At 70.9% G+C, this 19,504-nt stretch carries 14 protein-coding genes; 8 read left to right on the top strand and 6 right to left on the bottom strand.

Annotation, left to right across the window (positions count from 1 at the left end):
- Positions 1-56: 56 nt before the first annotated feature.
- Positions 57-3,635 (top strand): protein kinase domain-containing protein, encoded by a 3,579-nt coding sequence (locus BSB02_RS43055; RefSeq protein ID WP_143590944.1) that lies wholly within the window; start codon positions 57-59, stop codon positions 3,633-3,635.
- A 67-nt stretch (positions 3,636-3,702) separates the two neighbouring features.
- Here the strand turns inward: BSB02_RS43055 and BSB02_RS20910 are convergent, their stop codons facing one another.
- The 5 genes from BSB02_RS20910 to BSB02_RS20890 form a co-directional block, all read right to left on the bottom strand.
- Positions 3,703-5,073, bottom strand: coding sequence for a M1 family metallopeptidase (locus tag BSB02_RS20910; protein WP_084960897.1), 1,371 nt, complete (start codon positions 5,071-5,073; stop codon positions 3,703-3,705).
- 123 nt (positions 5,074-5,196) lie between these two features.
- Positions 5,197-6,096 (bottom strand): carbohydrate ABC transporter permease, encoded by a 900-nt coding sequence (locus tag BSB02_RS20905; protein ID WP_084960895.1) that lies wholly within the window; start codon positions 6,094-6,096, stop codon positions 5,197-5,199.
- A 31-nt stretch (positions 6,097-6,127) separates the two neighbouring features.
- Complete coding sequence (locus BSB02_RS20900) at positions 6,128-7,582, bottom strand: ABC transporter permease (protein ID WP_420855873.1); 1,455 nt, start codon at positions 7,580-7,582, stop codon at positions 6,128-6,130.
- 12 nt (positions 7,583-7,594) lie between these two features.
- The gene (locus tag BSB02_RS20895; RefSeq protein WP_084960892.1) at positions 7,595-8,911 is read right to left on the bottom strand and encodes an ABC transporter substrate-binding protein; all 1,317 of its coding nucleotides are present in this window, start codon (positions 8,909-8,911) and stop codon (positions 7,595-7,597) included.
- A gap of 14 nt (positions 8,912-8,925) precedes the next feature.
- Positions 8,926-10,155 (bottom strand): ABC transporter substrate-binding protein, encoded by a 1,230-nt coding sequence (locus BSB02_RS20890; protein ID WP_143590942.1) that lies wholly within the window; start codon positions 10,153-10,155, stop codon positions 8,926-8,928.
- Between the two features lie 131 nt (positions 10,156-10,286).
- Here BSB02_RS20890 and BSB02_RS20885 point away from each other — a divergent pair, with 131 nt between their 5' ends.
- The 5 genes from BSB02_RS20885 to BSB02_RS42385 all read left to right on the top strand — a co-directional run bounded on the left by BSB02_RS20885 (position 10,287) and on the right by BSB02_RS42385 (position 15,092).
- Positions 10,287-10,793, top strand: coding sequence for a PadR family transcriptional regulator (locus BSB02_RS20885; RefSeq protein ID WP_084960888.1), 507 nt, complete (start codon positions 10,287-10,289; stop codon positions 10,791-10,793).
- Positions 10,790-11,524: an ABC transporter ATP-binding protein gene (locus BSB02_RS20880; protein ID WP_084960886.1), complete on the top strand. Its 735-nt coding sequence runs from the start codon at positions 10,790-10,792 to the stop codon at positions 11,522-11,524. Before BSB02_RS20885 ends, BSB02_RS20880 begins: the two co-directional genes overlap by 4 nt.
- On the top strand, positions 11,521-13,785 hold the full coding sequence (locus BSB02_RS20875) for an FtsX-like permease family protein (RefSeq protein WP_084960885.1): 2,265 nt from the start codon (positions 11,521-11,523) through the stop codon (positions 13,783-13,785). The genes BSB02_RS20880 and BSB02_RS20875 overlap by 4 nt, the downstream gene beginning before the upstream one ends.
- A 120-nt stretch (positions 13,786-13,905) precedes the next feature.
- On the top strand, positions 13,906-14,640 hold the full coding sequence (locus tag BSB02_RS20870) for a DUF433 domain-containing protein (RefSeq protein WP_084960883.1): 735 nt from the start codon (positions 13,906-13,908) through the stop codon (positions 14,638-14,640).
- Between the two features lie 248 nt (positions 14,641-14,888).
- The gene (locus BSB02_RS42385) at positions 14,889-15,092 is read left to right on the top strand and encodes a hypothetical protein (RefSeq protein WP_084960881.1); all 204 of its coding nucleotides are present in this window, start codon (positions 14,889-14,891) and stop codon (positions 15,090-15,092) included.
- A gap of 258 nt (positions 15,093-15,350) precedes the next feature.
- Here BSB02_RS42385 and treS read toward each other — a convergent pair whose 3' ends face one another.
- Positions 15,351-17,042 carry a maltose alpha-D-glucosyltransferase gene (gene treS / locus BSB02_RS20860; protein ID WP_084960879.1) on the bottom strand — a complete coding sequence of 564 codons (1,692 nt, stop codon included), beginning with the start codon at positions 17,040-17,042 and terminating at the stop codon, positions 15,351-15,353.
- Between the two features lie 299 nt (positions 17,043-17,341).
- Here treS and BSB02_RS20855 point away from each other — a divergent pair, with 299 nt between their 5' ends.
- Complete coding sequence (locus BSB02_RS20855; protein ID WP_084960877.1) at positions 17,342-18,247, top strand: DUF4231 domain-containing protein; 906 nt, start codon at positions 17,342-17,344, stop codon at positions 18,245-18,247.
- Complete coding sequence (locus BSB02_RS40665) at positions 18,244-19,503, top strand: toll/interleukin-1 receptor domain-containing protein (protein WP_158088688.1); 1,260 nt, start codon at positions 18,244-18,246, stop codon at positions 19,501-19,503. The genes BSB02_RS20855 and BSB02_RS40665 overlap by 4 nt, the downstream gene beginning before the upstream one ends.
- Position 19,504 lies beyond the last annotated feature (1 nt).

Genomic DNA, 19,504 nt, shown 5'->3' with positions numbered 1-19,504 from the left:
CACTTCAGCTCGTCAGGGGATCCGTTCGCAGACATTCGCAAACAGGAGAATACGGGGTGCCGCTGTCTCCGCTTCTGCCGTCCGACCCGCAACGCCTGGGGGACTACTGGCTGGCCGGCCGGCTGGGCTCCGGCGGGCAGGGCGTCGTCTACGAGGGCTACGGCGAGGACGGGCGCCGGGTCGCGATCAAGGTTCCGCGGCTGGACAGCTCCCTGTCCCGGCACGCCCTGGCCAGGGAGGTGCGCGCGCTGCGGCGGGTGGCGTCCTTCTGCACAGCGGAGGTCGTCGAGGCGCGGGTCGACGAGGCCGGCATGGATCCGTCCGCCCAGCCGTACATCGTCAGCGAGTACATCCCCGGACGGACCCTGCGGCGCGTGGTCGAGGAGGCCGGGCCGTACGAGGCGGGCGCGCTGCGCCGCCTGGCCATCGGCGTGGCCACCGGGCTCGCCGCCATCCACGAGGCGGGCATCGTCCACCGCGACCTCAAGCCGGACAACATCGTCATCGGCCCCGACGGGCCCCGCCTGATCGACTTCGGGCTGGCCAGGACCGACGGGTTCACCCCCACCTCGACCGGCCCGCTCATGGGTTCGCCCAACTACCTGGCTCCGGAGGTCTACTCGGGCGGCCGGGCCCGCGCCTGCGCCGACCTGTGGTCGTGGGCGCTGGTCGTGCTGTTCGCGTCGCTGGGCCACGACGCCATCCCCGGCGGGGAACCGGTCGAGGTGATGGGGCGGGTGCTGCGGTTCGAACCCGAGCTCGGCCACCTGCCCGAGGACCTGCGCGACCTCGTGTCCCGCGCGCTCGCCCGTGATCCCCAGGCCCGGCCGACGGCGCGCGCCGTCCTCCTCCGGCTGCTCAACCTGCCGGAATCCGGCGCGGAGGCGCTGCTGGCGGCCGGTGGGCGCGAGGCCGCGGAGGTGGCGGGACGGCCCGCCGCCGTGGAACCCGACCTGGGGTCGGTGGCCGAGGAGCTGTACCGGGAGCTGTCCGAGCGGGAGCGCGAGGTGGCGCCCGAGGTGTTCCTGCGCCTGGTCGCCGTGACCGGGGACGGCGAGACGGCGGTCCGGCCGTTCGCCAAGGAGGAGCTGCTCGACAGCCGGCCCGGCCCGTGGGTGGCCGCCGCCACGTCGCTGATCTCGGTGTACGGCGCGGCCGGCCTCCTGGCCGACGACGACGGCGAGCTCGCCCTGTGCCACCCCGCCCTGGTCACGGCCTGGCCCCGGTTACGCGACTGGGTCGCCGAGGACCACGAGGGCCTGGCCCTGGTCGCCGGGGTGACCACGGGCGCCCGGCAGTGGGACAGGAACGGGCGGCACCCCGCGGACCTCGTCCAGGGCGACCGCCTGGACCGGGTGCTGCGCTGGTTCGCCACCGGGCGGCGGCACCTGGCCCTGACCCGGCTCGAACGGGAGTACCTCGACGCGGGATCCGCCCAGGTCAGACGGCGGACCCGGGTCCGCCGCGCGGTCACCGCGACGCTCGCCCTGCTCCTGGCGGTCTCGCTCGGCGCGGTGGCCTTCGCCGAACGGCAGCGCCGTACCGCCGTGGAACAGGGGAACCAGGCGCTGTCCCGGGTGCTGGCGGCGCGGGCCGACGACGTCAGGGCCGACGAGCCCGCGGTCGGCATGCTGCTCAGCGTGGCCGCCTGGCGCACCGCGCGCACCGTGGAGGCGTGGTCGAGCCTGGTCGCGTCCGCGGCCCAGGTCGAGCGGGCCCTCCTGCCCGATCCGGACCAGACCACGGCGGGCGAGCGTATCTGGAGCGGCGACCGCACGACCTACGCGGACGTGTCGCACGACTCGGTGAGGATCGTGAACGCGGAGACGGGACGGCAGGTCGGCGCGTTCGCCCACACCGCCGAGATCCCCGTCCACGCGGCCCTGGACCACCACGGCAGGATGTTCGCGGCCAGGGCGAAGGACGGCATCCGGCTGTGGGACGCCGCCACGGGCAAGCCGGTCGGCGTGCCGTTCGCGCCCGGCTGGTGTCCGGAGAGCTTCAGCCGTTCCGGCGCGCTGGCGGTGCTGACCGCCTGCACGGACCCCGGCCGGTGGCGGCTGTGGGACATGCGGGCGCGCGAGCCGGTCAGGACTTGGAGCGGCGTGACGGCCCTCGTGCCGAGCCCCGACGACCGGCACGTGGTGGTCCAGAGGTTGGACGGCTCGTCCCAGGCGTGGTCACGGCACGGCGGGGCCACCACGACCCTCGCCCGCGGCCGGGTGTCGGCGCCCGACGAGCCGAGCGCCGCCTTCAGCGGCGACGGCAGGCTGCTCGCCGTCGGCGCGGGGGAGTCGGTCCGCCTGCTGCGGGCCGGCAGCTGGAAGCCCGTGCGCGAGGACATCCCGGCACCCCTCGTCGACCTCGCCCTCGACGCCGACGGCGGCTTTCTGGCCGGGGCCGAGGAGACCACGCTCACGCTGTGGCGGGTGGAGGACGGGACGCGGCTGCTGTCCTACCCCACCTCCCCGGTCAGCCGGCGGCAGTTCCCCCAACCGGCCTTCACGGCGGACGGCCGCCGGCTCGTCTTCGACCGCCTCTCCGGCCTCTACGGCACCCTGGTCCTGGACGTCGAGCCGCTGACCCGGCCGCCGTCGCTGCCGGGCACCGGCGACTGCGACCCGGCCGGCGACGGCGAGCGGCTCCTGCTGGTGTGCCCCCGGCCCGAGTCGCGGCGCGTAGAGCTGCTGCGCCTGCCGTACGGCAAGCCCGCGGGTCCGGTGATCGACGTGGGCGAGCTCCAGCCGGAGGCCGAGCTTGAGTCCTGGAGCCGCGCCCTGCTCAGCCGGGACGGCGGCACGCTCCTGCTCGACCTGAACGCCGAGGCGCAGTCGCGGCTGGTGTTCTGGGACCTCGCGCGATGGCGTCCCGGCCGGTCGCTGCGGCTGCCCGGCGCGTCTCCTGAGACGATCGCCGTGAGCACCGACGGCCGCCTGCTCGCGACGGCTTCCGGCTCCCCGCGGGGGCCCGTGGTCGAGCTGTGGGACGTCGCGCGCGGCGTGCGGACGCGCACGTTCGGCCTGACCGACGACGTGGCGCGACAGGAGGACGGGACCCGTGCCGAGCTCGCCGAGTTCAGTCCCGACGGGACCACCCTGGCCGTGCACGCGGGCAACCGCACCGCCCTGCTGCGCCTGGGGACGGGGCAGGTCCTCTGGCTGGACCGCCGCCCCATCCTCGACCTGGCCTTCAGCCCGGACGGCCGCACGCTGGCGACGGCGGGATACGGGCCCGTGGTCCTGTGGGACACGCGCACGGGCCGGCGTGCCGGAAGGCCGCTCGCCGGCGGCGACCGGGTCGTCTTCTCTCCCGACGGCAGGCTCCTGGCCGCCGTCGAGGAGGGCGACTACCGGAAGGCACGCCTGTGGCACCTGGCCTCCGGCCGCCAGCTCGGCCCCGTCGTGGCGAGCCCGGCCGAGTTCACCTCGGCGATCGCCTTCGACGCCCGCGGCGCCTGGCTCACGCTGACGGGACCCTCCAGCGGCGAGCGCGCGACCTTGCTGACCCGGCACGTCGTCGACCCCGACCTGGCCGTGGCCCAGGCGTGCGCTCGCGCGGGCCGCGAGCTGACCCCGGAGGAATGGCGGCGCTACGCTCCCGAGCTCGCTCCGGAACGGCTCTGCGCGCGGCGCTAGGCGGAGCGTCCCGAGCCGTTTCACAAGCCGGGCCTGGTGGGGTACGGCGCCGCGCCGGGTCAGCGCCTCACAGCGCCGGCTTGCCGGGCTTGAAGAGCCAGGCGTCGAACAGCGCGTCGAGCTGCCTGCCGGACACGCGCTCGGCGAGGGCGATGAAGGCGGCCGTGTCGGCGTTGCCGTACCTGTGCTCGGTGGCCCAGGCCTTGAGGATCGCGAAGAACGCGGTGTCACCGACCGCCTCGCGCAGCACGTGCAGGGTCATCGCGCCGCGGTCGTAGACGGGGTCGTGGAAGAGGTTCTCCGGGCCGCCGGGGTCGGCGGTGGGCGTTTGCCAGAAGGCGTCGTCGGCCGGGGTGGCGTAGGCGGCGTCGAAGGAGGCCTGGACGGTGCGGGTGCCGGTCTTCTCCTGCCAGAGCCACTCGCCGTAGGTGGCGAAGCCCTCGTTGAGCCAGATGTCCTGCCAGCGGGCAGGCGTCACCGAGTTGCCGAACCACTGGTGGGCGAGCTCGTGGGCGAGCAGGCGCTCGGAGGGGACGACGGGGTAGATCGGGCGGGTCTGGGTTTCCAGGGCGTAGCCGACGTTCGGCTCGTGGTCGATGATCCCGCCGGTGGAGGAGAAGGGGTAGGGGCCGAAGAGCCCGCTGAAGTAGTCCAGGACGGGGGCGTGGCGCTGGGCGAACGCCGTGGCCTTGTCGGCCAGCTTCGGGTCCACCGCGGTGATGACCCTGAAATTCCCGACCTTCTCGTCCTTGAGGTGGAACTTCCCGATCGAGACCGTGGTGAGGTAGGAGGCCATCGGCTCCCTGGCGTCCCAGACGTACGTCGTGCGCCCGCCGCCCGAGCTCCTGGACGTCAGGTCGCCGTTGGCCACGGCCACCCTGGTGTCGGGGACGGTCACGGTGAAGCGGTAGGTCGCCTTGTCGGTCATGTGGTGGTTGCCGGGGTACCAGGTCATCGCGCCCTGCGGCTCGTTGGCGTTGTAGACGCCGTCGCTGGTGCGGATCCAGCCGTCCCGCGAGCCGTCCGGGTCCACGACGTGGGTCGGCTTGCCGTCGTAGCGGACCACGACCGTGAACGCCTGTCCATTGGGCAGTGCGGTCGCCGGGGTGACGACGAGCTCGGTGCCGCTCTGGGAGAAGGCCGCCGCCGCGCCCTGGACGGTCACGGACCGGACCGTGAGGTCGTCGACGAGGTCGAGGTTGAACCGGCTGAGCTCCTCGGTGGCGCGCGCGTTCATCGTCGCGACGCCGAGGAGCGCGTCGGAGCTGGGGTTGTAGTCGAGCGCCAGGTCGTAGTGGAGGGCGTCGTAGCCGCCGTTGCCCTGGGTGGGGAAGTACGGGTCGCCCGCGCCGGGAGCTCCGGCGGTCGCGGCGGAGGAGGGGACGGCGAGGGTGAGGGTGAGGAGCGTTGCTACGGGGAGCGCCAGGAGTCGCTTCATGCAGGATTTTCGGGCATTTGGTGGAAAGTGTTACGGCATTCCCGATTTTGAGGATGATCGTCGCCGGTTCTCCGTGTGCCGGGCGCCTGCCCGCCCCCGTGAAAGGCAGGCGCCCGGCGCCGATCACTTGACCGAACCGGCCATCATGCCCTGGACGAAGTACCGCTGGAAGGCGAAGAACAGGATCAGCGGGATGATGACCGAGATGAAGGCCCCGGGGGCGAGGATGTCGACGTTGGTGCCGAACTGCCGCATCTCCGACTGCAGCGCCTTGGTCATCGGCTGCGACTCGGTGTTGGCGAACACCAGGGCGATCAGCATGTCGTTCCAGACCCACAGGAACTGGAAGATCCCCAGCGAGGCGATCGCCGGCTTGCCCAGCGGGAAGACGACGGTCGAGAAGATCTTCCACTCGGTGGCCCCGTCCATCCTGGCGGCCTCCAGCAGCGAGGCGGGGATGCCGACGAAGAAGTTGCGGAGCAGGAATATGGCGAACGGCAGGCCGAAGGCGACGTGGAAGAGCACGACGCCGGGGATGGTGCCGAAGATGCCGAGCCCGCCGTACAGGGCGGCGATGGGGATCAGCGCGATCTGGATGGGCACGATGAGCAGGCCGACGACGATGAGGAAGAGCGTGTCGCGGCCCGGGAAGTCGATCCAGGCGAAGGCGTAGGCCGCCATGGCGGCGATGCCGATGACCAGGACCGTCGTGGGCACGGTGATGAACACCGTGTTCCAGAAGGACGCGGTGAAGCCCGTGGCGAGCAGGTTGGAGTAGTTCTCGATGGTCAGCTGGGCGGGCTTGGTGAAGACGGTCCACCAGCCCTCGGCGTTGTTGACGGCCTCGTCGCGGAGGGAGACCACCAGCAGGCCCAGCGTGGGCACCAGCCAGAACAGGCCGATGAGCACCATGACGACCTGGACCACGCCGCTGCCGAGGGCGTCCACCAGCCTGCCGACGACGCCGCGCTTGATCTCGCCCGCGTGCCTGGGCGCGGGCCGGTCGACCGTCGTCGCCGTCATGACGCCTCCTCGGCGGGGCTAGGAGCGATGCTCATGACTGCTCCCTCCTGAACCGGCGGATGTTCATGATCATGAAGGGCAGCACCAGCACGAGCAGGAAGATCGCCAGCGCGCTGCCGAGGCCCTGGTTGTTCCCGCCGCCGAAGGACACGCGCCACATCTCCAGCGCGATCACGTTGGCGTTGGGCTGCACCGAGGGCGGGGCGATGATGAAGACCAGGTCGAAGACCTTGAGCGTGTTGATGATCATCGTGACGAAGACCACCAGCAGGACGGGGGAGAGCAGCGGCACGGTGATCTTGCGGAACACCTGCCACTCGGTCGCCCCGTCGATGCGGGCGGCCTCCAGCGCATCACGCGGGATCGCGGACAGGCCGGCCGCGATGAGCACCATGGCGAAGCCCGCCCACACCCACACGAAGGCTCCGATGATCGCGGGTGTGATGAGCGTGGGGCCCAGCCAGCTCAGGCCGTTGAAGGGCGCCTCGAAGTTCGAGCGCGGCAGCCGTACCTCATAGGGGCCGTTGACGCCCTCGAAGCTGAAGGTGCCGTCCTCGGCGGTCGTGGCGGTGGCCACCACCCTGCCGTTCTGCACGGCCTCCACCGTCATGCCGGGCAGGCCCTTCTCGGTGCCGTCGATCTGGCCGTTGCGCCCGCCGCCGCCGGGGGTGAAGTCGAACCAGACCGTCCCCGAGCCGCCCGGCTTGGCGGGCTGGGCGTTCGGCGGCATGTCGGCGGCCTTGATGCCGACGAGGGGGATCAGCGCCGGCTGGCCGGTGGCGACCACGCCGCCGTCGGCCGCCCTGACCGTGTCGCCCTCCCGGGGCCGGGCGTCGGGGTAGCCCTGGCTGGGGGAGAAGGTGTCGCGCACGGTGGTGAGGATCGCGTTGGCCACGCCCTTGTCCGGGTCCTGCTCGTAGACCAGACGGAAGATGACGCCGGCCGCCATGAGCGAGACGGCCATCGGCATGAACACGATGAGCTTGAAGGCGGTGGCCCACCTGATGCGCTCGGTGAGCACCGCGAAGATCAGTCCCAGCGTGGTGACCAGGATCGGCGCGACGACCACCCAGATGAGGTTGTTGCGGATGGTGGTCAGCGTGCCGGGGTCGGTGAAGATGGTGCCGTAGTTGGCCAGGCCGACGAAGGACTGGCCGGAGGCGTCGAAGAGGCTGCGATACAGGGAGTAGCCGATCGGATAGATCACCCAGACGCCCAGCAGCAGCGCCGCCGGGAGCAGGAAGATCCAGGCGATCATCGGTGAGGGGCCCAGGCGTCCGCGGCGCGTGGCCACCGCCGTCGGGGCGGCGGCCCCGGCCGTCGCGACCTCGGGGGCCGCCTGGGGCGTGCTCGCCGTACCGGATTCGGGGGGTGTGGCGCCGGGGCCCGCGACGGCGGAACCCTCGGCGTCAGAGGAGCGTGACGGTCCGGGAGGGGGCCCGTCGTCGGACGACGGGCCCTGCGGGCCGTTCAACCGTTCGGTCACGGCCGTCCCTTCCTACTCTTTCCAGGCCTTCTTGGCCTCGGATTCCAGGGCCTCCTGGGCCCCCTTGACGTCGGCCGGGTTGCGCAGGAAGTCCTGCAGCACCTTCCACTCGCCCTTGCCGTCGGTGCCGCCGAAGGCGCTGGGCGCGAGGTCCGACATGTCGTAGCGGACCGACTCGCCGGCCGAGATGATCGTCTGGCCGAGCTGCTTGGTCAGCGGGTCGGGGTAGTTGTCGGGCGAGACGTTGCGGTTGGGCGACAGGTAGCCGGGCAGCTTGGCCCAGATCTCGCCGCCCTCCTTGGAGGCCAGGAACTCCAGCAGCGCCATCGCGCCGGGGGTGTCCTTCAGCGCCACGGCGATGTCACCGCCGAGCACGACCGGCGTGGTGTCGCCGACCTTGGGGAACGGGAAGGTCTTGGCGTCCTCGCCCACCTTGGCGCCGGACTCCACCGCCGAGACCGCGACGAAGTCGGCCTCGATCACCATCGCGGCCTTCTTCTGCCCGTAGACCTGGGTCACGCAGGTCGGGAAGTCGGTCTGCAGGGCGCCGGAGGTGCCGCCGTTGATGAACTCCTTCTTGGTGAAGATCTGCGCCATCTTCTCCAGCGCGGTGGTGACCGAGGGGTCGGTCCACGGGATCTCGTGCTTGGAGAGCTGGTCGTACTTCTCCGGCCCCGCGGTGGAGAGGTAGACGTTCTCGAACAGGTCGGTCAGGGTCCAGCCGGAGGCGCCGCAGAAGGAGAACGGCGCGGTGCCGGAGTCGGCGATGGTCTGGGCGGTCTTGAGGAGCTCGTCCCAGTTCGTCGGCGGCTGCACGCCCGCCTCGTCGAAGGCCGGCTGGCGGTACCAGACCAGCGACTTGTGGGCCGCCTTGACCAGCACGCCGTACACCTTGCCGTCGGCGGAGCCCAGCTCCTTCCAGTAGTCGGTGTAGTTGGCGTCGAGCTGCTTGATCACGGCGTCGGACAGCGGCTTGAGCGCGTTCTGGTCGGCGTACTGCTGGACCAGGCCCGGCTGCGGGAGGATCGCGATGTCGGGCGGGCTGCCGCTCTGGATGCGCGGGCCGAGGTAGGCGCCGGTGTCCTCACCGGTGGAGGCGTAGGTGACCTGCGCGCCGGTCTTGTCGGAGAAGGCCTTGAGCACCTTCTCGAAGTTCTGCTGCTCGGCGCCGGTCCACTTGGCTGCCACCTCGATCTTGACGCCCTGGAGGGACTGGCCGCCGGTCGGCGCCGCGCCGGTGGCGGTGGGCTGCCCCGGCGTCGTGGTGGGGGCGTTGCCGCAGGCGGCGATGGCCAGGGCGAGCCCCGCCGCGGTGAGTGCTTTTCTCATGGTGCCTCACTGGTTCACTGGGTTTTCAAGACCTCAGAGAGCTCCGCCGTCAGGGATGCCGCTACGTCGTCTGAGGTGTACGGCGAGGCGAGGGCCTTCGCGACGTTGCTGGCGATCACCAGGCTCAGCTGGTTGTAGTTGGCGTTCGCCGGGCGTCGCTTGGCCGCGAGGATGCTCTCCTTGAGCACGGGCAAATAGGGGAATCTCTTGATGAGGTCGGGATCGTCGTAGAGCTCGCTCCACACGGGCGGGAAGGAGCCCTCGGTCAGCACGCGGCGCTGGTTGTCCAGGCCGGTGAAGTAGTGGATGAACTCCTGCGCGGTCTGCTGGCGCCGCGAGTAGGCGCTGATGGCGAGGTTGACGCCGCCCAGCACGCTGGGCCCTGGCAGCCTGGTCACCGCGAACCTGCCCCGCACCTGGGAGGCGGGGAGCGTCGCGGGGCCGTAGGCGTGCGGCCAGTTGCGCGCGAAGGCCAGCCGTCCCTGCTGGAAGGCCAGGCGCGTCTCCTCTTCCTTGTACGTCAGCGACTCCTTCGGGATCCAGCCCTCCCGCAGGCCCTGGGTGAGGTACCCGAGCGCGGTCTTGGCCTTGTCGAGCTCGAGCGTCACCTGGGTGCCGTCGGGATTGAGGATCTGCCCGCCGGCCGCCTGGACGGCCTCGGAGAAGTTGACGGTCAGACCCTCATAGGCAAGGAACTGCCCCGCATAGCCTCCGATATCGTGCTTCTTGGTTATCTCTAGGGCCTGTTGGCGAAGTTCTGCCCATGACCTGGGCGGCCGCTTGACCAGGTCGGTGCGGTAGTAGAGCAGCCCGGCGTTGCTGGTGTACGGCACCGCCCAGAGCTTGCCCTGGTAGATCGCGGTCTCGACGACGGGCGGCAGGAACCTGTCGAGCGGGAAGGCCCCGCGCTCCAGGGGGATGATCCAGCCGTTGTCGGCGAACTCCGCGGTCCACACGACGTCGAGCCCGAGCACGTCGTAGCGGTCGCTCCTGGCTTGGAGGTTGGCCACCATCTGCGCCCGTTGCTCGTCCGCGGCCTCGGGCAGCTCGAGCAGCGTCACCTTCTCGGCCGGGTGGGCCTGGTTCCAGCGATCCAGCAGGGGTTGCAGGTACGCCGTGGTGTCGCGCCCGGTGGCGAACGTGATCGGCCCGCGTCCCCCGCCGCCCGTGCCGTCGCCGTCTGCGCCGCCGCCCTGTTCGCCCGCCCCCGCGCACCCCGCGGCCACCACCAGGGCGAGAGCCACGGGGAGCAGGCGAAACACCGCGTTACCTCCGTATTACATACGTGTTAGGTAGATGCATTCATGTTATGCACAGCCGTAAACTGGCCGTCAACGGAGGGTGGCGTAACGCCTGCATAACAGGGAGGTGACGGGTGCGGTTTCACCTCCTCGCGCTTCTCGCCAAGGAACCTGCCCACGGCTACGAGCTCAAGCAGGCCCTGGAGCAGACCTTCGGGGCGGCCTACCCCTCCCCGAACATCGGCCAGATATACGTGACGCTGAACCGCCTCACCCAGGACGGCCTGGTCAGGGCGGTCGACGTGGAGCAGTCCAACCGGCCGAACAAGAAGGTGTACTACCTGACGGCCAGGGGCCGCGAGGCGCTGACGACGTGGGTGGAGGAGCCCACCGAGGGGCCGCGGGTCCGCGACGAGTTCTACATGAAGCTGATCCTGGCCCCGCTCACCGGCATCGCCGACCGCATGGCGCTCATCAACCGGCAACGGCGCCACTACCTGGGCCTGATGCGCGAGCTCAACGAGCTGGCCGAGCGCACCGACCAGGCCAACAGGGTGGCGCTGCTGCTCATCGAGGGGGCCATGCTGCACCTGCAGGCCGATCTCGACTGGCTGCAGCGCTGCCAGGAGGAATTGTTGTGAGCGTCGTGCTCAAGGCCGTCAACCTGGTGAAGGTCTACACCGACAGCGGGGTGCCGGTGCACGCCGTACGCGGGGTGGACCTGGAGATCGAGGCGGGCGAGTTCGTGGCGATCATGGGGCCCTCCGGGTCGGGCAAGTCCACGCTCATCCACATGCTGGGCGGCCTGGACGCCCGCACCAGCGGCGAGATCTGGCTGGACGGCAGGCGGGTGGACACGCTCTCGGAGAGCGGCTGGGCGCTGCTGCGGCGCCGCAAGGTCGGCTTCGTCTTCCAGAACTTCAACCTCGTCGCGAACATGACCGTGGCCGACAACGTCGAGCTGCCCGCGCTGCTGGCGGGGGCCTCGCCGCGGGAGGCGCGCGAGCGCCGCGAGGACCTGCTCGCCCGGCTCAACCTCACCGAACGCGCGGACGCGCCGCCCGGGCAACTGTCGGGCGGCGAACAGCAGCGGGTCGCGCTCGCCCGCGCCCTGGCCAACCGCCCCAGCCTGCTGCTGGCCGACGAGCCCACCGGCAACCTCGACAGCCGCAACACGCGCGACGTGCTGCGCCTGCTCGGGGAGGTGCACCGCGACGGGCAGACGATCGTCATGGTCACGCACGACGCGAGGGTCGCGGCGCTCGCCGACCGGGTCGTCTCGCTGCTCGACGGCGAGATCGTCGACGACGGCCGCATCCCGCGCCGCCGCCCGGCCACCGGCACCGCGGGCGAGGTGATCGACCTGCGATGAGCACAGTCCGTGCCGGCAGCCGGTGGATCCGGGCCGACCTGCGGGCCAGGAGGGGGCAGGCCCTGCTGACCGTGCTGGCGGTCGCCGGGATCGTCGCCGCCCTGCTCACCGCGGCCACCCTGCTGGAGGAGGGCACCAACCCGTGGCGCGGCCTGTTCGCCCAGACCAACGGCGCCCACGTCTGGGCCCACACCCGTGACCAGCCCGAGCTCGGCAGGCTTCTCGCGCTCGACGGCGTGGCACGGGCGGCCGGGCCGTACCGCTCGGCGCCGGTCACGGTGGTGCAGGAGGGCAGGAAGGATCCGGCCGCGCTGCGGGCGGTCCCCGCGACGCCGCCCGAGGTCTCCCGGCCCGTGATCGTGGAGGGCCAGTGGCTGAGCACGGCCCAGCCCGACGGCGTGGTCGTCGAGCGCTCCTTCGCCCGCTCCCTCGGCCTGCGCCCCGGCGAGCCGCTGGCCATGAACACGCTGAGCGGCGCCCGCAGGGTCCTGTACGTGCGCGGCATCGCCGACACCGCCGACCAGGGCTTCTACCCGGAGTGGACGCCCGGCCTGGTGTGGGTGCTGCCGGTCACGCTCGACCAGGTGGAGCCCAGCCTCGGCCGCAGCGAGTGGGTGACCGGCCTGCGGCTGAAGGACGAGGACGCCACCCAGGTCGTCGCGCAGCGCGTCGTCGTCACCCTGGACGAGCAGCTGCAGCGCGTCCACACCTGGCGCGAGGTGCGGGCCGCGATGGAGCTGGACAACCGGCTCCTGGGCACGCTGCTGGCGCTCTTCGGCGTGGTCGGCCTGGTCGCGGCGGCGCTCGCGCTGGCCAACGCGGCCGGCGGGCGGGTGCTCGGCCAGCTGCGGGACCTGGCCACCCTGAAGTCGCTCGGCTTCACGCGGCGCCAGGTCGCGTTGCTGCTCATCGTCGAGCACGGGGCGCTGGGGCTGCTCGGCATCGGCCTGGGCACCGTCGGCGGGCTCGGCGTCACGATGGCGGTCTTCGGCTCCACGTCGCTGGCGCCGCTGCCGGTGGTGGCCATCGCCGGGGGGACCGCGCTGGTGGTGCTGGCCGCCGTGGGCCTGCCCGCCTGGCGGGGCGGCCGCACGCCGCCCATCCCCGCCGCCCCGGCCGCGCCGCCGCGGGGGCACCTGTCGCGGCTGGCGAGGCTGGCTTTGCTGGTACGGCTGCCGCCGGCGCTGGTGCTGGGGACACGTGATGCGTTCACCCGGAGGCTTCCGGCGTTCCTGACCGTGTTCGGCCTCGCCGTTCCCATGATGATGATCACGATCGGGCTGGGCGTGTGGGCGACGCTCGACAATTTCCTGAAAAATCCCGCTCAAGTGGGACAAACGGCGAGTTTGATCGTTAAAAAGGGCAAGCTGACGCCCGCCGAGGCCGAGCTCTTCGTCTCCCGCGACCCCGACGTCCGGCACGCCTACCCGGGCAGCACCGTGAACGCGCTCGCCCCCGGCGAGGCCCGCTCGGTGCGGGTGCGGGCCATCGGCACCTCCACCGAGCGCTACCCCTTCCCGGTCGCCGAGGGCCGCATGTACACCCGGCCCGGCGAGGCCGTGGCGGGCCAGGGCCTGCTGGACCTGCTCGGCGTCAGGATCGGCGACCGGGTACGGCTCACCGTCGGCGGCTCGCCGCTCATCGTACGCATCGTCGGCAGGGCGGTGGAGCCCGACCTGGACGGCGAGGTGCTGTCGCTGGGACTGGACAGCCTGGCGGCCAAGGACAGCGTGCCGCCCGGCTTCTACGCGCTCCACCTGCGCGAGGGCGCCGACCCCGACGAGGTGCGGGCGCGCCTGCTCGCGGCCTCGGGCGAGGGGCTGGAGGTCCAGCGGGTCGTCAACCCGGCCGAGCGGCTGACCATCCTGCGCGTGGTCATCGTGGCGCTGATCGCGGTGCTGGCGCTCATCGGGCTGGCGAACCTGCTCACCGCGAGCGCCCTCGGGCTGCGCGACCACGCATCCGACCTGGCGGTGCTCAAGGCCATGGGGCTGACGCCGCGCCAGGTGACGGCGACGCTGGTGACGGCGACGGGACTGCTCGTGGTCCTGGGCGTCTTCCTGGGCACCGCGCTGGGCGCCCTGTTCGTCAGGGGTCTCATCGACCTGCAGGGCCATGCGAGCGGCGTCGGCGCCGGGATCGGCCGCGCGCCGCAGCCGGTGACGCTCGGGCTGGCGGTGCTGGCGGCCGTCGGGGCGGCCCTGGCGGTCGCGCTCATCCCGGCCCGCCGGGCGGCCCGCGTGCCGGTGACGGCCCGCTGACGGCATGGTCCTCCACGAGTGTGGCCAGCCCCAGAGTGCAGTGACTTGAAGACTCACGAGGTGACACGTAGAGATCACATGCGCCTCATCGGTGGATTCTCTAATCTATGACCAGAGGAGGTGGCGATCGTGCATGCGCGCACGGGCGGACCAGGGACTGGCCTGATCAGCGATTTCCGCTATGTCACCCCGCTCTACACCAAGGCCGAGGCAGCCGATCTGATCGGGGTGCCCAGGCAATCGTTCCGCAACTGGGCTGTGGGCTATGCCTACAAGCGGATGGACGGCGTGGTCGTGGCAGCCGAGCCCCTCGTGACGACGGCCGGGGCGAGCGGACCTACCGTGCCATTTGTGGGGCTGGCCGAGGCCTACATGCTGGCGGCATTCCGCAGCGCAGGAGTCCCGATGCGGCGCATCCGGCCCGCGATCCGATGGCTGGAGGAGAACATCGGCCTTGAGCAGGCATTGGCCAGTGAGCGGCTGATGACCGACGGAGCCGAGGTGCTGTGGGATTTCAGGGAACAGACGACCGATCCCGCGGAGCGAGACGCAGTGGACGGGCTCGTCGTGGTGACCAGCGGTCAGCAGGTGTTCCGTCCTGTCGTCCGAAACTACCTTCGGCGGGTCACCTATCAGGACGGATGGATAAAAAGTATCCATCTGCCTAGATATGAGCAGGTGGAGGTCACCGTCGACCCCTGGATCAACGGCGGTCAGCCGACGCTGACACGGCGGGGCATACGTGTTGCCGACGTGTTGAGCCGCTTGGGCGCCGGAGAGGACAGCCGAGATGTCGCCGAGGACTACGACCTCGATCTGAGTGAGGTCGAGGCCCTTCGTCTCCAGGCGGCCTAGAGGAGCTCCATGGCGGGTGAGGCGAAGGAGTCCGGACTAACGTTCTTCCTCGACCGGGGGCTTGGTTCCCGCATTGTGCCGTGTGCCCTGCGAGCTGCTGGGTGGCTTGTCGAAACCATGGACGAACGCTACGGGAAGCTGAATCCCAGCGCGTCGAGGACATTCGATGGATTGAAGAAGCGACCTTACGCGGGGACATCCTGCTGTGTAAGGACCTGGCTGTAACCCGTAATCCTCTCGAGGCGCGGGTGATCTACATGAGTGGTGCCCGGATCTTCGCACTGGCGAATGCCGGCGTCGTGGGTACGGAGATGGCTGAGATCTTCCTCCTGAACGAAGCCAAGATCGTTCATGCTGCCCGCCGGGTCACTGAACCCTTCGTGTTCGCCGTGGGGCGTGACGGTCTACGACGCACCCGTGTGCGCTACCCGATCGAAGGGATGGACTTCTGAGGCGCGAACCGCACGGCCAACGGCTGGCCCCCAAGGAAGATCTCGAGGGGCCAGCCCGCTGACATGAGCGTTACTCCACGTGGAGCTGGGTCCACCGTGGCGGAGTGCCCTCATGCATGAGGTCGACGCACTGGCAGTTGCCACACCCAGGAATCACGGATCCTCCTCGCCTCGGGGAAGAGGGATGTTCCCGGTCGCGGTCGCTCCTACGCTGACCGCGACGGCGCACTGCCGTACCTCGGAGACCGCGGAAACCTCTCACACCCGGCGCAGCGCGAACCAGTAGAACCCGTGCCCCGGCAGGGTCAGCACGTACGGCGCGGCCCCGATCACCGGGAACCGCACCCCGCCGCGGGCCTCCACCGGCGTGAGCCCCTCGAACCGCCGCAGGTCCAGCTCCACCGGCTGCGGGTGCCCCGACAGGTTGTTCACGCACAGCATGATGTCCTCGCCCTGCTCCCGGACGAAGGACAGCACGGCGGGGTTGGACGACCACAGCTCGGTGTAGGCGCCCGTGCCGAACACCGGGTGCTGCCTGCGGATCTGCAGCATGCGCCGCGTGAAGTGCAGCAGCGACGCCTCGCTGCGCAGCTGCGCCTCCACGTTGACCGCGTGGTAGCCGTAGATCGGGTCCATGATGACCGGCAGGTAGAGCCGCCCGGGGTCGGCGGTGGAGAAGCCGGCGTTGCGGTCGGGCGTCCACTGCATGGGCGTGCGCACCGCGTCGCGGTCCTCCAGCCAGATGTTGTCGCCCATGCCGATCTCGTCGCCGTAGTACATGACCGGCGATCCCGGCAGCGACAGCAGCAGGGCCGTGAACAGCTCGATGCGGTCGCGGTCGTTGTCCAGCAGGGGCGCCAGGCGCCGCCGGATGCCGAGGTAGGCGCGCATGCGCGGGTCCTTGGCGTACTCCTTGTGCATGTAGTCGCGCTCTTCCTCGGTGACCGTCTCGAGCGTGAGCTCGTCGTGGTTGCGCAGGAAGATGCCCCACTGGGCCTTCTCGGGGAGCTTGGGGGTGCGCGACATGATCTCCGAGATCGGCTCGCGCGACTGCTTCTTGACCGCCATGTAGATGCGCGGCATGAGCGGGAAGTTGAAGGCCATGTGGCACTCGTCGCCGCCGGTGGTGGGGTCGCCGAAGTACTCCACGACGTCCTCCGGCCAGCCGTTGGCCTCGGCGAGCAGCACCCGGTCGGGGTAGAGGCGGTCGACCTCGGCCCTGACCTTCTTGAGGTAGGCGTGGGTCTCCGGCAGGCCCGCGCACGCCGTGCCCTCGCGCTCGAACAGGTACGGCACCGCGTCCAGGCGGAAGCCGTCGATGCCCAGGTCCAGCCAGAAGCGCAGCACCTCCAGCATGGCCTCCTGCACGGCCGGGTTGTCGTAGTTCAGGTCCGGCTGGTGGTGGAAGAAACGGTGCCAGTAGTACTGCTTGCGCACCGGGTCGTAGGTCCAGTTGGACTCCTCGGCCCCGACGAAGATGATCGGCGCGTCCGGGTAGCCGGTCGGCTCGTCGGCCCAGACGTAGAAGTCGCCGTAGGGGCCCTCGGGGTCGTGCCGGGAGGCCTGGAACCACGGGTGCCGGTCGCTGGTGTGGTTCATCACCAGGTCGGTGATGATGCGGATGCCGCGCTGGTGGGCCTTCTCGACCAGCTCCACGAAGTCCGCCAGGTCGCCGAAGTCCGGCAGGATCTTCATGTAGTCGGAGATGTCGTAGCCGCCGTCGCGCAGCGGCGACTCGTACAGCGGCAGCAGCCACAGGCAGTCGACGCCGAGCCACTGGAGGTAGTCGAGCTTCTCGATCAGGCCGCGAAGGTCGCCGGTGCCGTCTCCGTTGGAGTCCTTGAACCCCCGGACCAGCACCTCGTAGAACACCGCCCGCTTGTACCAGAGCGGGTCCTCCGAGACGAAGGACTCGCTCACCGGATCTGGCGACGGGGATGCGTTGCTCATGTGGACGCTCACAGAAGGAGATGTGGGCAGGACGAAGTCACCGGTTGCACCGGTTTCAGTTGTGTGGTGACCGCGCCGCCTGGAGTCGTCATCCCTGCGATCTCCGTGCCCGTTCCGGGTGTCGCCCGGTTGTTCGCGGCGCTTACGGGCCGAACACTATCAGGCCCCGGGGTATCCGGAACCCAATATCGTCTCGAGCCCGTCATACCCGCGAGACGTGGACGTAACCGGCCGGTTACCCAGCGTTTCCCTCGCTGGATCCGCTCGCGCGGCGCGGCCTGTTCCCTCACCATGGGACCGTGACAACGGGCGAGGAGTTAGGCGGGATCGAGCGGGTCTGGCGGTTGCAGAGCGTCTGGTCACAGGCCGCCAACCGGGCCAAGGCGGCCATCGGCCGCAGCAGGCTGGCCACCCTGGCGCTGGGGGTCGCGGCCGCCGTGCTGAGCGTGGCCGCCGCCCAGGTCAGCGCTGTGAGCTCCGGGGCGGGCCGGGCCATGGCGCTGGCCGCCGCGGTGGCGGTCGGGCTCGGGCCGCTGGCCGCCCGCGGCGCGTCGGCGGCAGCCGTACGGGACCAGACCAGGCTCCGCTCGGTGGCGGAGGCGTTGAAGGCCGACGCCTACACCTACCTCGCGGGGGTGGCGCCGTTCCGCGGGGAGGACCGCGACCGGCTCCTCCTCGACCGCGCCAAGGCGCTCCTGGACAAGGTCGGCGACCTGCGGGAGCACGTGGCCGACGTCGAACCGGCGGACCGGCCGCCGCCGCCCGTCCACGACGTCCCCTCCTACCTGGAGCACCGCGTGGGCGGCCAGATCGACGGCTACTACCGCCCCAAGGCCCGCGAGATGCGCGAGCGCCTGCGTGTGGTCCGGCTGGCGGAGGTGACGCTCGGCGCGGTGGGCGTCGTGCTCGCCGCGGCGGCGGCCGTGCTGGAGATCAGGGGACTGTCCGCCTGGGTGGGCGTGGTCACCACGGTGTCCGGGGCGGTCCTCGCGCACGCCGCGGCCGAACGCCTGGCCTTCCAGCAGATCGAGTACTCCAGGACCGCCGACGAGCTGGAGGACCTGCGGGTGCGGCACCTGACCACTCCCGTCTCGGAAGACGACCTCGTCAGGGACTGCGAGCAGGTCATCTCCATCCAGAACGACGCCTGGATGGCCCGGCTGAGCGGCGCCGAGGAGCGCCAGGAGGGACAGGACGTCCCTTGAAGCCGAAGCTCTTCATCAGCCACAGCGCCAGCAAGGACCCCTACGCCGCGGCGGTCCTGGACGAGCTGACCGAGCTCATGAAGCGCAAGAACTACGACGTCCTGGTGGACAGGGAGCGGCTGCGGGCCGGCGAGCGCTGGGCCGCCTGCATCTACCAGTGGCTCGGCGAGTGCGACGCGGCGGTCGTGTTGCTCAACCGGCGGGCGGTCGAGGCCAGCCCGTGGGTGCAGCGGGAGGTCAACATCCTGCTGTGGCGCCAGGCCCTCGGCTCGCCCGTCTACATCGTGCCCGCGCTGCTCGGCGACCTGACCAGCAAGGACGTCGACATGGGCTTCAGCGAGCTGAAGCCGCTGGAGTTCAGCCGGGTCGACGGCCCCGACCCGGCCGAGCTGGCCAGGCACATCGCCGACCGCTTCGCCGAGGTGCCGACCGCGGCCGTGAGCTGCGACCCGATGCGCGAGTGGATCGAGCGCATCGAGACCTACCTGCGGGAGGTCAAGGACGAGGACCCGCTGGTGGACTCGGCGCGCGCGCTGGGCGTGCCCGAGCCGGACCTGGAGCAGGTCAGGCTGGTGGGCGGCCGGATGTTCCTCGCCCACCAGTTCCTCGCGGGCGACCTGGGCCCCAGGACGGTTCAGGCCCTGTCCAAGCTGACCACGCGCATCCCCTACGGCGACCCGCGCAGGTACCTGGTCAAGGAGGTCATCCCGGTCTGGGTGGACGGCGCGCAGGCGCGCCGCCTCCTGCCCGGCAGGAGCCGGCCGCACCGGCTGGTCATCCTGCTCAACGCGGTCAAGCAGGAGACCGCGGTGGACTACCTGCACCGGGCGACCTGCCTGGCCGCGACCGGCTACGACTTCGTCCAGGTCACGTCGGTGGCGGGGGAGGACCCCGTGACGGAGCTGACCGCCGCCTACGAGCGCGCCGTCGAGGACATGCTGGGCGGTGACCTGGCAGCCTACGGGATGACGCTGGAGACCGTCCCGTGGGACGAGATCGGCAGCCACCTGTTCCTCATCGTCGACCCGGGAAGGGCGCCGATGAAGGCGGTGGCGCAGGCCGTAAGGAACCTGCACGATCGCGCGCCCAGGGTGGTGGTCGTGCTGCTGACCGGGCGCCGGCTGCCGGACGAGCAGGCGGTGCGGGCCCTGGGCCTGGCGGACGCGGCGCGCGTGGACACCGGCCTGGAAGGCGACGCGGAGTTCCTCGGCAGGACCTACGTCAACCAACTGATCGCCCTGGTTAAGGGGAAATGAG

The organism is Thermoactinospora rubra (assembly GCF_002093975.1).
Lineage (GTDB): Bacteria > Actinomycetota > Actinomycetes > Streptosporangiales > Streptosporangiaceae > Nonomuraea > Nonomuraea rubra_A.
This window is presented reverse-complemented; position numbering and strand designations above follow the sequence as displayed.

Coding starts and splice junctions, on each gene's coding strand:
- BSB02_RS20895 (WP_084960892.1), bottom strand. CDS start 8,911: ATGAGAAAAGCACTCACCGCGGCGGGGCTCGCCCTGGCCATCGCCGCC.
- BSB02_RS20910 (WP_084960897.1), bottom strand. CDS start 5,073: ATGAAGCGACTCCTGGCGCTCCCCGTAGCAACGCTCCTCACCCTCACC.
- BSB02_RS20875 (WP_084960885.1), top strand. CDS start 11,521: ATGAGCACAGTCCGTGCCGGCAGCCGGTGGATCCGGGCCGACCTGCGG.
- treS (WP_084960879.1), bottom strand. CDS start 17,042: ATGAGCAACGCATCCCCGTCGCCAGATCCGGTGAGCGAGTCCTTCGTC.
- BSB02_RS20905 (WP_084960895.1), bottom strand. CDS start 6,096: ATGACGGCGACGACGGTCGACCGGCCCGCGCCCAGGCACGCGGGCGAG.